At 68.7% G+C, this 13,189-nt stretch carries 7 protein-coding genes and 1 pseudogene; 1 reads left to right on the forward strand and 7 read right to left on the reverse strand.

Annotation, left to right across the window (positions count from 1 at the left end; genetic code table 11):
- The 7 genes from QMO14_RS31230 to glgB form a co-directional block, all read right to left on the reverse strand.
- Positions 1-329 (reverse strand): hypothetical protein (locus QMO14_RS31230; RefSeq protein ID WP_301511948.1); only part of this gene is annotated, 329 nt, incomplete at its 3' end.
- 28 nt (positions 330-357) lie between these two features.
- Positions 358-2,199 carry a malto-oligosyltrehalose trehalohydrolase gene (treZ, locus tag QMO14_RS31235; RefSeq protein ID WP_301511949.1) on the reverse strand — a complete coding sequence of 614 codons (1,842 nt, stop codon included), beginning with the start codon at positions 2,197-2,199 and terminating at the stop codon, positions 358-360.
- 37 nt (positions 2,200-2,236) lie between these two features.
- Positions 2,237-4,405 (reverse strand): glycogen debranching protein GlgX, encoded by a 2,169-nt coding sequence (gene glgX / locus QMO14_RS31240; RefSeq protein ID WP_301511950.1) that lies wholly within the window; start codon positions 4,403-4,405, stop codon positions 2,237-2,239.
- 48 nt (positions 4,406-4,453) lie between these two features.
- Positions 4,454-5,242 (reverse strand): hypothetical protein, encoded by a 789-nt coding sequence (locus QMO14_RS31245; RefSeq protein WP_301511951.1) that lies wholly within the window; start codon positions 5,240-5,242, stop codon positions 4,454-4,456.
- A 39-nt stretch (positions 5,243-5,281) separates the two neighbouring features.
- Positions 5,282-8,590, reverse strand: coding sequence for a maltose alpha-D-glucosyltransferase (gene treS, locus QMO14_RS31250; protein WP_301511952.1), 3,309 nt, complete (start codon positions 8,588-8,590; stop codon positions 5,282-5,284).
- 12 nt (positions 8,591-8,602) lie between these two features.
- Positions 8,603-10,672, reverse strand: coding sequence for an alpha-1,4-glucan--maltose-1-phosphate maltosyltransferase (locus tag QMO14_RS31255; protein WP_301511953.1), 2,070 nt, complete (start codon positions 10,670-10,672; stop codon positions 8,603-8,605).
- Positions 10,669-12,561: a 1,4-alpha-glucan branching protein GlgB gene (gene glgB / locus QMO14_RS31260; protein WP_301511954.1), complete on the reverse strand. Its 1,893-nt coding sequence runs from the start codon at positions 12,559-12,561 to the stop codon at positions 10,669-10,671. Before glgB ends, QMO14_RS31255 begins: the two co-directional genes overlap by 4 nt.
- Before the next feature lie 251 nt (positions 12,562-12,812).
- On the opposite strand from glgB, the pseudogene QMO14_RS31265 reads away from it, so the two are divergent.
- A pseudogene (locus QMO14_RS31265) lies at positions 12,813-13,189 on the forward strand (hypothetical protein); the annotation flags it as partial.

Here is a 13,189-nt window from a genome sequence, read left to right on the forward strand (position 1 = left end):
GTGCGCTCGCGCGGCGCTGCTTCGTCGGCACCGACATCGCCCTCGCCTTCCAGCACGGTCCCGCGTTCGTCGCGTATCCGCCAGTGCACCCGCCGGACCGAGGGCGCGAGCCGCAGCCGCACCGGCCACCCGGCCACCGGCAACTGAACGACCACCACCGCCGGCAGCGCTCGGGCTGCTTGCTGCGCGTCGTCACCGGGCTGCACGCCCAATTCGGCCAGCAGCGCGATCAGGCTGCGCGCGCTGGCCTCGCGGCGCATGCCGAATGCGTCGAAGTAGCTGGTGGCGATGCCGTGGCGTTCGCACAGCCGCGCGAGTTCGTCTGTCATTGCGGCCCGCGGCTGGTCCTGTTCTTTATCAGGCACCCGGCGGATCCTCCGCCACCTGCACCGCGCCGCGTTCGAGGCGCATCGAGCCCTGGTCGACCCTCGCGCCCTCGCTGTGGATCGTTTCTCCGGGCGGAAGCGGCAAGCCGAGCGCGGGCTGCCCGCCGAAATGCGCCAGCAGGTGCAGCCGGCCCCCCGATCCGAGATCCCACCTCACCTGCAGCGTGCCGTTCTCGCACTGGTAGACCCCGGCGGCGGACATTCCCGCAAGCCGCGGCACGATCAGGCGATGCCGCAACTCGAGCAGTTGCCGCACCTCGCACAGCCGCTCGAAATGCCCTCGCGTGCCCCGCTCGCGCCAGCGCAGCTTCGATTCGAGAAAGGTCGATTCGGCGTTCGGATCGGGAATGCGCGCGCGCGCCGCCTCGTCGGCGAAGGCCGCGAAGCCGCCGAACTCCGCGCGCCGCCCCTGGGCGACGGCGCTCGCGAGTTCAGGGCCGAAGTCGCAGAAGTACAGGAACGGCGTGGAGGCTGCGAATTCGTCGCCCATGAACAGCATCGGGACGTGCGGCGAAAGCAGCAGGCATGCCATCGCGGCGCGCACCAGCACCGGATCGCCCAGCGAATGGATGCGCTCGCCGAAGGCGCGATTGCCGACCTGGTCGTGCGTCTGCAGGAAGGAGACGAACGCCTGAGGCGGCAGCCGCGTGCTCGGCTCGCCCCGGCGCTCGCCGCGACGGAAGGCCGAAGACTGTCCCTGGTAGACGAAGCCCTCGGCCAGCGCGCAGGCAAAGCTGGAGACTGCGTCGGCCGCATAGTCCGCGTAGTAGCCGTCGCGCTCGCCGGTGGCCAGCACGTGCACGGCGTGGTGCAGGTCGTCGTTCCACTGCGCGGTGCCCGCCACCGGAATCCCGCGGCCGTCGCGCATCAGCATCGAGGCCTGGTTGGCGTCGTTCTCCAGCACCAGGTGCACGTGGCGTCCGCGCGCCGGTCCGGCATCGAGCGCCTGGCGGATCTCCTGGACAATGTKCGGCCTCGTCTCGTCGCGGATGGCATGGATCGCGTCCATGCGCAGGCCGTCGAAGCGGAATTCCTCGATCCAGTAGCAGGCGTTGTGGATGAAGAAGTCGCGCACCGCGCGCGACGCCGGACCGTCGAAATTGATGGCCGGGCCCCAGGGCGTCCGATGGCCCGGGTTGAAGAACTCGGGGCAATAGGCATGCAGGTAGTTACCCTCCGGTCCGAAGTGGTTGTAGACCACGTCGAGCAACACCATCAGGCCCATCGAATGGGCCGTGTCGACCAATGCCTTGAGGTCGTCCGGCGCGCCGTACGAGGCGTCGGGCGCGAACGGCAGCACTCCGTCATAGCCCCAGTTGCGGCGCCCCGGAAAGTCGGCGAGAGGCATCAACTCGATGGCGGTGACGCCGAGCTCGACGAGTTCTTCCAGCCGCTGCCGCGCGGCCTCGAAGGTGCCTTCGTCGGTGAAGGTGCCCACGTGCAGTTCGTAGACCACCGCCTCCTCCCAGGGCCGGCCGCGCCACGCGTCGTCAGTCCATTCGAAACGATGCGGATCGACCACCGCGCTCGGGGCGTGCACGTCCCCGGGGTTGAAGCGCGAGGCCGGATCGGGCACGCGAGTGCCATCGGGCAGGCGGAAGCCGTAGCTGTCGCCGTGGCGCGAGTTCGGTACCGACAGCCTGTGCCAGCCGTGGGCGTCACGTTCCATCGGCAGTGCGACGGCGTCGCGGCCGCCTGCGGCCGCACGGAGTTCCAGCACCACGGACTCGGCCGAGGGAGCCCAGAGGGCGAAGTCCACGCCCTGCGCCAGCACGGTGGCGCCGAAGGGCATAGGGTGTGCGTGGGTGCTCATCGATTCGTCTCCGCTCTGGTGCAGTGCTGTTTCATGGTCATGGCCGCACGTCCGGCCGGCTCAACACCACGAGCGAGCGACATTGCAGCGGATAGGCGGGCTCGCTCCACGCCGGTGCGTGCGCGGCCGCGTCCTCCGAGGTCAGCGGCGGCGCGGTGTTCGCTGTGTCGACCAGCAGGCGCCACGCGCCGTGCGCAGTCGGCGGCAGCGTGAAGGCGATCTCGTCGTGGTGGGCGTTGAGCAGCACCAGGAAGTCGTCGTCCAGCTGCGCCTCGCCGCGCGCGCCCCGGTCGACGATGCCGCCGCCTGGAAGGTACATCGCGATGCAGCGCGCGTTGGCGTCGTTCCAGTCCTCCGGCCGCATCTCGGCGCCGTCGGGCCTGAGCCAGTGCACGTCGGTCACGGTCTCCACCTCCGCCGGCCGGCCCGCGAAGAAGCTACGGCGCCGGAACGAGGGATGCGCGCGGCGCAGCGCGACCATCCGCTCGACGAAGGTCACGAGCGCCAGCCGCTCGGGCGTGGGCGTCCAGTCGAGCCAGCCCAGCTCGTTGTCCTGGCAGTAGACGTTGTTGTTGCCCTGTTGAGTGTGGCCGCGCTCGTCGCCCGCCAGCAGCATGGGTACGCCTTGCGACAGCAGCAGCGTGGCCAGCAGGTTGCGCTTCTGGCGCTCGCGCAGGGCCAGCACCTCCGGGTCCTCGGTGGGGCCTTCCGCCCCGCAGTTCCACGAGATGTTGTTGCTGCTCCCGTCGCGGTTGTCCTCGCCGTTGGCCTCGTTGTGCTTGTCGTTGTACGACACCAGGTCGTGCAGGGTGAAGCCGTCGTGCGCGGTGACGAAGTTGATGCTGGCGGTAGGCCGCTTGCCCGACCAGCCATAGAGATCCTCCGAGCCCGTGACGCGCCGCGCCAGCTCGCCGACGAGGCCGCCGTCGCCCTTCCAGAAGCCGCGCAGCCCGTCGCGGTAGCGGTCGTTCCATTCGGCCCAGCCGAGCGGGAAGTTGCCGACCTGGTAGCCGCCGTGGCCCAGGTCCCACGGCTCGGCGATGAGCTTCACACGGTTGAGCGTCGGGTCCTGGCCGATGGCGTCGAAGAAGCCGCCGAGGTTCTCCACCTTGCCCGATTCGCGCGCCAGGGCCGAGGCGAGGTCGAAGCGGAAGCCGTCGACGTGCATCTCCTCGGCCCAGTAGCGCAGCGAATCCATCACCAGCTGCAGCGCGTGCGGATGCTCCAGATTGACGGTGTTGCCGCAGCCGGTGAAGTCGTCGTAGTAGCGGCGGTTGTCGGCGTTGACGATGTAGTAGGAGGCGTTGTCCACGCCGCGCATCGACAGCGTGGGCCCGAGCTGGTTGCCCTCGCAGGTGTGGTTGTAGACCACGTCGAGGATCACCTCTATGCCCGCCGAGTGCAGCGTCTTCACCATGGTCTTGAATTCCTTCACCTTGCCCGAGGCGCTGTAGCGCATTTCGGGTGCGAAGAAGGCCAGCGTGTTGTAGCCCCAGTAGTTGCGCAGGCCGCGCTCCGACAGGTGCCGGTCGTTGAGGAAGCCGTGCACCGGCAGCAGCTCGACGGTGGTGACGCCCAGGCGCCTGAGGTAGTCGACCACCGGCGCGCAGCCCAGCGCCGCGTAGGTGCCGCGCAGCGCGGGCGGCACGTCGGGGTGGGTCATGGTGAAGCCGCGCACGTGCATCTCGCAGATCACCATGTCCTGCCACGGGATCGAGGGGCGGCGGTCTTCGCCCCAGGTGAACGCGGTTTCGAGCACGCGGCCCTTGGGCATGAGCGGCGCGCTGTCGCGGCGGTCGAACGACAGGTCTTCGCGCTTGCTGCCGACCGTGTAGCCGTAGAGCGCGTCGCTCCAGCGCAGCTCGCCCACCAGGTCTTTCGCGTACGGATCGAGCAGCAGCTTGTGGGGGTTGAAGCGGTGGCCCTCCTCGGGCTTGTAGGGGCCGTGCACACGGTAGCCGTAGGCCTGGCCGGGGCGCGCCTCGGGCAGGTAGCAGTGCCACACGCCGTCGGTGCGGTCGCGCATGGGGATGCGCTGGAGCTCATGACGGCCGCGGTCGTCGAAGAGGCACAGCTCGACCCTCTCGGCATGCTGGGAGAAGAGCGCGAAATTGACGCCCTCCCCGTCCCAGGTGGCGCCGCGAGGGTAAGGCCGGCCGGGCCAGACGGCCGTGATCGCGGGATTGCCTGTGTTCTTTGATGTCATCCGGTGGTTGCAGGTTGGAGGAGCAGGTTGCAAAGCGAGGCCCGGCGTTCACCGCGGCGGGCGATCGTCATCCGGCCGCCCGTAGGGCCCGGTGCCGGTGCCGGTGACGGTGGGCGGAGGTACGGGCTTCGGCGGCGCGGCAGGCATCGGCGGCTGCACCCGGACATCCCGCGCCTCCTTCGGCCACCAGCGTTCGATGCACGACTTGGCCCAGTCCTTCCCGGCCAGCCCGAAGGCCAGCGCCAGGGCGAAGACCGCGCCCGCGAGGATCACCAGGAAGCTCTCGCGCACGATGTCTCCGCCCACCTTCACCTGGTCGAGCGCGATCAGGATCACGAAGGCCATCACCGCGTACTGCGCGGCCTTGGCGAAGAGCGCCGCGTCCTGCATCTTCACGCCCCGGAAATAGCTGGCCACCGCATCGCCCACGAAGCGCGCGAAGTACGAGCCGAAGGCCAGCACCAGCAGCGCCACGAACACGTTCGGCACGAACCAGACGATGCGCCCCAGCAGGTCGGCGATGTAGCTCAGCCCCATGCCGTTGAAGGCGATGAGCAGCGACGCCAGGATCACCAGCCAGTAGGCAAGCACGCCGAACAGGCTGCTCGTGTCGCCCGCCAGGCCGCCCTGGCGCAGGAAGTTGTCGAGGCCGGCGCGCTCGGTCAGCACGTTGAAGTTGACGGCGCGCAGCGCCTTGGTCACCGCGAAGCGTGCCGCCTTGGCCACGAGCCAGCCGACGAGCACGACCACCAGCGCGACCAGCAGCCGGGGAATGAAGGCGCCGACCTGGTAGAGGATGGCGCGCAGCGGCTCCAGGTGAATGCCGAAGTTTTCCATGGTGGAGTTCCCTTGATTTGGCTAGGTTGGCTTGGGGATTCAGCCGCGGCCGGGCCGCACCAGCGCGAGCACGCCGTGCAGCGGCACCTGCACCCAGTCGAGGCGGTTGCCAAGCTCGTAGCGCAGCTCGTACAGCGCCTTCTCCAGTTCGAAGAGAGCAAGAAGCTCGCCATCCAGCGCCAGGCCGTAGCCGGCCAGGAAGGCATCGCGCGTGGCCTGCTCCCAGGCGATGGCCGGGCCGGCGAGGCGTTCGGCCTCCTGCGGGCTCTGGGCCACGCGGCGCAGCGCCGACCAGCGCGCGTAGTTGAAGGAACGCAGCATTCCCGCCACGTCGCGCAGCGGCGAGCCCTTCATACGGCGCTCTTCGAAGCTGCGCGCGGGCTCGCCCTCGAAGTCGATGATGACGAAGTCGTTGTCCTTCACCAGCACCTGGCCGAGGTGATAGTCGCCGTGGTAGCGGCTCCTGATGCCGCCGCCTTCGGCCGGCCGCCTGGCGTCGATGCTCGCGCGCAGCGCCTCGCCGGCGTCCAGCAGCGTGCGCGCGTCGGTCTGGGCGGCGGGTGGCAGCAGATCGAAGCGCTCGCGCAGCATTTCCAGCGTGGCGGCCGCATCGGCATTCGCGCGCGCCTTGAAGCCGGCGGCATGGGTGGCGGTGAGCGGTTCGGGGTCGAAGGCCGCGGAGCCGGTGCGCGAGGCCAGCGCCTCGTGCAGTTCGGCCGTGCGCCGCCCCAGTGTCGCCATCAGCGCGAGGAAGCCGCCGTGCACCGCGGCCACCTCAGGCGCATCGGCATCGCCGTCCGACGTGGCCACGTCGCGCAGGAAGCGCTCCAGGTAGCCGAGCGTGTAGTCCCAGCCGTCGCCCTGGTTCGCCACGTAGCGCTGGACCATCGCGAGTGTCATGGTGCGGCCGTCGGCGGCCATGTATTCGAGCGCGCCGAGCACCGGCACGCAGTGCGGGTAGTGCGCCACCTCGGTAAGGAAGCGGCCCATCTCCAGCTCGGGGTTGATGCCCTCGTGCAGGTGGCGGTAGCCCTTCAGGAAGAGCGTCTCGCCGAGCGTCACCACCGTGTTGCTGCTCACGCCGCTGGGCCGTCCGACGGGCAGCGCGTCGACGTCCGGCATGGCCTCGGCGAAAGCGGCCGTGGGCCGGAAGACCAGTCTGCCATTTGCCGTCGGCAGCTCGCCTCCCCTGCCGATGCCGCGCACCAGTTCGCGGCAGAAGGCCTCGTCGTAGAAGGCGTCGCCCATCAGCCCGACCTGCGCCTGCTGGCGCACCTTGGCGAGCGCGGCCTGTGCGACGCCGGCCATGCGCTCCTCGTCGCGCTCTTCCCAGGCGAGGGCCAGCGGCATGAAGTAGGTGGCGCCGCCGGGCGGCCCGTCGAGCTCGAGCAGCGGCAGCAGCCAGCTCAGGCCGTTCACTTCCCACACCGCGTTGTCGGCCAGCCGCGCGCGCTGGATGGCGGTGCCCTTGGAGGCGTACCAGCGCTGGATCTCGATGTGGCGCGGCAGCGTCTCCAGCTCGAACTGGTTGCGCATGCGCTCCGACATGCCGATGCGCCACGGCATCACGCGGTCGCGGAAGAAGCTGGTCCAGCCGTCGAACAGCACCAGCGTCGGCCACTCCTGCAGCGCCACGCCCTCCTGGTGCCAGCTGGGCGCATCGGCCTCGGCCGTGAGCTTGAACCAGTAGAAGCCGTACGAGGCCAGCGTGAGCAGGTACGGCAGCTCGCCGATGGGCGGGAACGGCGAGCGCCCCAGCATCTCGATGGGCACGAAGCCCTTGAACTCCGACAGGTCAAGCTCCACCGGCTGCGCCGCGCGAGAGAGGTTGAACACGGTGAGGATCACGTCGCTGTCGTACTCGCTCAGGTACGCCAGGATCTTGCGGTTGCCCGGCTTGAGGAAGCGCCGCTTGCCGCGGCCGAAGGCGTGGCTGGTCTTGCGTACGGCGAGCATGCGCTTGGTCCAGTTCAGCAGCGAGCTGCTGTCTCGCGCCTGCGTTTCCACGTTGAGCGCCTCATAGCCGTACAGCGGGTCCATGATGGGCTGCAGGTACAGGCGCTGCGGGTCGGCGCGCGAGAAGCCGGCATTGCGGTCGGGGCCCCACTGCATCGGCGTGCGCACGCCGTTGCGGTCGCCCACGAACACGTTGTCGCCCATGCCGATCTCGTCGCCGTAGTAGATGATGGGCGAGCCCGGCATCGACAGCAGCATGCCGTTCATGAGCTTCACGCGGTCGAGGTCGTTCTCCATCAGCGGCGCGAGGCGCCGGCGGATGCCCAGGTTGATGCGCGCGCGCATGTCGGCCGCGTACATGGTGTACATGTAGTCGCGCTCCTTGCTGGTGACCATCTCCAGCGTGAGCTCGTCGTGGTTGCGCAGGAAGATGGCCCACTGGCAACCCTCGGGAATGTCGGGCGTCTGCGCCATGATCTCGACGATCGGGTGGCGGTCTTCCTGGGCGATGGCCATGTACATGCGCGGCATCAGCGGGAAGTGATAGGCCATGTGGCACTCGTCGCCGTCGCCGAAGTACTCCCGCACGTCCTCGGGCCACATGTTGGCCTCGGCCAGCAGGAAGCGGTTCTTGTACTGCGCGTCGATGGCCGCGCGCAGCCGCTTGATCACCGCGTGCGTCTCGGGCAGGTTCTCGTTGCTGGTGCCGTCACGCTCCACCAGATAGGGAATGGCGTCGAGCCGGAAGCCGTCCACGCCCATGTCGAGCCAGAAGCGCATGGTCCTGAAGATGGCCTCCATCACCTCCGGGTTGTCGAAGTTCAGGTCGGGCTGGTGGCTGAAGAAGCGGTGCCAGTAGTACTGCTTGGCGATCGGATCCCAGGTCCAGTTGGAGGTCTCGGTGTCGGTGAAGATGATCCGCGTGCCCTGGTAGATCTGGTCGGTGTCGCTCCACACGTAGAAATTGCGCTCGGGCGAGCCCGGCGGCGCGAGCCGCGCGGCCTTGAACCACGGGTGGTCGCTGGAGGTGTGGTTGATGACCAGCTCCGTGATCACCCGCAGGCCGCGCTTGTGCGCCTCGGCCAGCATCTCGCGGAAGTCGTCCAGCGTGCCGTACTGCGGGTGCACGTCCTCGTACTCGGAGATGTCGTAGCCGTCGTCGCGCAGCGGCGAGGGGTAGAAGGGCATCAGCCAGATGGTGTTGACGCCCAGCTCCTTCACGTAGTCGAGCTTGGCGGTGACGCCCTTGAAGTCGCCCATGCCGTCGTTGTTGGAGTCGAAGAAGGCCTTGACGTTGAGCTGGTAGATCACCGCGTCGCGATACCACAGCGGGTCGTCGCTGTTGTCGATCTCTACGGTCTCGAGCGCGATGTGGGAGACGGGTGCGTTCATGTGCGGGCGGCCTCACAGGAAGTAGTCGAAGTCGCGCTCGTCGCCATGGCGCCTGCGGACCACGAAGATGTGGGCGGGCACGCTGCGCGGATCCAGCCGCACGTAGTGCCAGTCACCCTGCCATTGAAAGCGCTGCCCGCTGAGCAGGTCGTGCATCTGGAAGGCGCGCGAGGGCGGGTTCACGCCCACGCTGGCGGGCTCCAGGCCCACCCAGCCTTCCTGCACGTTGTGCGGATCGAGGTTGACCACCGTCACCACCACGTTTGCGCCGTCGGCCGAGCTCTTCGCATAGGCCATGAGCTGCGGGTTGTCGATGTGCAGGAAGCGCAGCGTGCGGTCCCACTGCAGGGCCGGGTTCTCGCGGCGGATGCGGTTCACCCGCGCGATGAAGGGCGCGAGGCTGGCGGGGTCGTCATGGTTCCAGTGGCGCAGCTGGTATTTCTCGGAATCCAGGTATTCCTCGCTGCCGGGACTGCGCGGCAGATGCTCGCGAAGCTCGTAGGCCGGTCCGTAGATGCCGTAGTTGGCCGCGAGCGTGGCGGCCAGCACCAGCCGCGACATGAACACCGCCGGCTCGCCGGACTGCAGCTGCTCGTGCAGGATGTCGGGCGTGTTGGGCCATACGTTGGGGCGGAAGTAGTCGATGCCCGGCTCGCTCGACAGCTCCGTGAAGTATTCCTGCAGCTCCTGCTTCGTCGTACGCCAGGTGAAGTAGGTGTACGACTGCGAAAAGCCCAGCTTCGCGAGCCGGTGCATCACCTTCGGCCGCGTGAAGGCCTCGGCGAGGAAGATCGTATCGGGGTGCTCGCGCCTGACCTCGCCGATGGCCCATTCCCAGAACGGGAAGGCCTTGGTGTGCGGGTTGTCCACGCGGAAGATGCGCACGCCCTGCCGTATCCAGTGGTCGATCACGCTCTTGAGTTCGGCCCACAGCGCACGCCAGTCCTCGCACTCGAAGTTGAAGGGATAGATGTCCTGGTACTTCTTCGGCGGGTTCTCGGCGTACTGCACCGTGCCGTCGGGCCGCCAGCGGAACCAGTCGGGGTGCTCCTTCACGTAGGGGTGGTCGGGCGCGCACTGGAAGGCGATGTCCAGCGCGATCTCCAGGCCGTGCTCCGCCGCGCGCGCGAGCAGGCGGCGGAAGTCTTCCTCGGTGCCGAGCGCCGGCAGGATCGACTTGTGCCCGCCCTCCTCCGCGCCGATGGCCCAGGGGCTGCCCACGTCATTGGGGCCGGCCTCCAGCGAGTTGTTGGGCCCCTTGCGCTGGATGCGGCCGATGGGATGGATCGGCGGAAAGTACAGCACGTCGAAGCCCATCGCGGCGATGGCCGGCAGGCGCGCCTCGACGTCCCTGAAGGTGCCGTGCACGCCGGGCTCGGCGCCCGCCGAGCGCGGGAAGAGTTCGTACCAGGTGCTGAAGCGCGCGCGCTCCCGGTCCGCCACCAGCGCCAGTTCCACCGGATGGCGCACCGCACGGCGGCGATCTGGATGCCGCCGGGCGAGCACGGCGTATTCCTCGTCGAGTGCGAGCGCCTTCAGCGCGGCGACGTCCGTGCCGGGATTCGCCGCGGTCGCGTCGAGCTCTGTCGCCCAGCGCTGGAGCGCGGCGCGGTCCTCGCCCTGCGCGCGGGTGGCGGCCGCGGCGATTTCCAGCGCGCCGACCTGGGCGGCGACGCGCACGTCGGCCAGTTCCACGCGCCGGGACATCTCGTGGCGCCAGGAATCGAAGGGGTCGACCCAGGCCACCGCGGTGTAGAGATAGCGCCCCGCCGAGGGCGGCGAGAACGAGGCCTCCCACACGTCGTTGCCCAGCGGTTTCATGGGCACCTCGCGGAACTCGGCCTGTTCCTGCGCGCGCCAGCACAGTTGCACGCGCAACACGTCGTGGCCGTCGGTAAAGCAATGGGCGCGCACCGCCACGCGCTCGCCGGCCACGCACTTGGCGGCGAAGCGGCCGTTGTCGATGGCGGGGAGCACTGCGTCGATGACCGCGCGGACATCGCCGTGCCCCGGGTCTGCCTCCGGGCCGATGGTCGCGGCGGAGTCGTTGGCGGTGTGCCTGGTCGAGAAAATGTTCTTCATGAAGGCCGGTGCTCCAGAATCAGCGTGGACAGCGGCGGCAAGGTGAGGCACACCGATTGCCTGCGTCCGTGGGAACCCACGGGCGCCGCCTCGACGCCCCCGAAATTGCCCCAGCCCGAGCCGCCGAACTCGGTGGCGTCGGTGTTGATCACCTCGCACCAGCGCCCGCCCAGCGGCACGCCCAGCAGGTAGTTGGTGCGCGGCACCGGGGTCATGTTGCTCACCGCCAGGAGCGGCGGGCTGCCGTCGCCCGCCTTGCGCAGGAATGCGAACACGCTCAGCTCGGCCTCGTCGGCCGCCAGCCATTCGAAACCGGCGGACGAGAAATCGAGCCGGTGCAGCGCGGGCGACGCGCGATAGACGCGGTTGAGCTGCGACACCAGCCGCTGCAGCCCCGCGTGGCCTTCGAGCCCGCTCACCCACCATTCGAGCTCGCCGTCGTGCGTCCACTCGCGGCGCTGGCCGAACTCGCTGCCCATGAACAGCAGCTTCTTGCCCGGGTGCGCCCACATGAAGCCGTACAGCGCGCGCAGGTTGGCGAACTGCTGCCAGTTGTCGCCCGGCATCTTGCCCAGCATCGAGCCCTTGCCGTGGACCACCTCGTCGTGCGAGTACGGCAGCACGAAGTTCTCGTGGAAGGCATACACCAGCGAGAAGGTCAGCTTGTGGTGGTGGTACTTGCGGTGCACCGGCTCCTCCTTCATGTAGGCGAGCGTGTCATGCATCCAGCCCATGTTCCATTTCTCGCCGAAGCCCAGGCCGTCCATGTCGGTGGGACGCGATACGCGCGGCCAGGCGGTCGATTCCTCGGCCACCGTGAGCGTGTCGGGGTGCTCGCGGTAGACGGCGCGGTTCAGCGTCCGCAGGAAGTCGATGGCCTCCAGGTTCTCGCGTCCGCCGAGGCGGTTGGGCACCCAGCCGCCGGGGCCGCGCGCGTAGTCGAGGTAGAGCATCGACGCCACCGCGTCCACCCGCAGGCCGTCGACGTGGTACAGGTCGAGCCAGAAAAGGCCGGACGACACGAGAAAGCTGCGCACCTCCGGCCGGCCGTAGTTGAAGATGCTCGAGTTCCACTCCGGGTGGAAGCCCTGGCGCGGGTCGGCGTGCTCGTACAGGTGCGTGCCGTCGAAGTACGCCAGTCCATGCTCGTCGGTCGGGAAGTGCGAAGGCACCCAGTCGAGCAGTACGCCGATGCCCTGCTGGTGCAGGTGGTCGACGAGGTACATGAAGTCCTGCGGCGAACCGTAGCGCGCGGTGGGCGCGAAATAGCCGGTGGTCTGGTAGCCCCAGGAACCGTAGAACGGGTGTTCGGTCACGGGCATCAGCTCCACGTGCGTGAAGCCCATCTCGGCCACATAGGCCGCCAGCTGGTGGGCGATCTCGCGGTAGCCCAGGAAGCGGCCGTCCTCGCGGCGCCAGGAACCCAGGTGCACCTCGTAGACCGACATCGGCGCATCGAGCGCGTTGCGCCGGGCGCGATCGGCCATCCATTCGGCGTCGCCCCATGTGTACGAGAGCTCGCAGACGCGCGAGGCCGTGGCGGGCGGCAGCTCGGCTGCGAAGGCGACGGGGTCGGCCTTGTCGACCGTGTATCCGCCGTGGCGCGAACGGATCCGGTATTTGTAGGTGTGGCCGATCGCGGCATTCGGGACGTGGCCGCTCCATATACCGGTTCCGTCGGCCGCGGGCTGCAAGGGATCGGCGGCGCCGGACCAGTAGTTCCAGTCGCCCACCACCGATACGGAATCCGCGTTGGGCGCCCAGACCGCGAAACTGGCACCGCCGCCGGAGTCCGGGTGGCAGCCCAGAAACTCATGCAACCGGGAATGCGTTCCCTCGCGGAAAAGGTAGGCGTCCTGCCCGCTCTGGCGTGTTTCGTTCGACGGCACCCGCGCTCCTTCGCTGAAGACCGGCGGAACCTGTATCGAAGTGGACCGACCCCGATTTGCCTGTTCTCGCCTGACCCACTCCAATCTGCGAGCACCGGCCGGGCCGTGGTTACGGTCTGCGCCCACTCGCCTTGTCGGAGAGCTGCCCGTATCGGCGGAAGCCTGGGCTAACGGCCGCCAGGCAGGAGTGCGCCTACATCCCGCCGGCGGGGGGTTGCTAAAAAGGAGTGCCTGAAGTCACGAAGGACCCCATGACCGACCTCGATGCCCCCGCTATCGCGCTGATCGAAAGCTGTTCGCAAGCTTCGCTCGCACTTCTGGAACGCAATCTCACTGCGCACGGCATCCTGGCGGCAGCCCGCACCGAGGCCGCGGAGGCTCGGCGCTACACGCGCATCTTTGGACGCGACGCCGCCATATGCGTGATGGCGATGTGCGGCAGCGGCGTGCCGGCCCTGGAGCAAGGCGCGGTGGCCAGCCTCGACGCGCTCGCGGCGCGACTTGCCGCTCTTCTGGCCGCCCAGGATGAACTCGTGCACCACGGTTTCAGGCTTGGTCGAATGCGGCATGGCTCTCCAACTCGATGGGCATGGCGCCGAAAAGGCGGGCTGTGGCTTGCGGACTGGAC

The sequence above is a fragment of the Variovorax sp. CAN15 genome, from assembly GCF_030462475.1.
In the GTDB taxonomy this organism is placed as follows: Bacteria; Pseudomonadota; Gammaproteobacteria; order Burkholderiales; family Burkholderiaceae_C; genus Variovorax.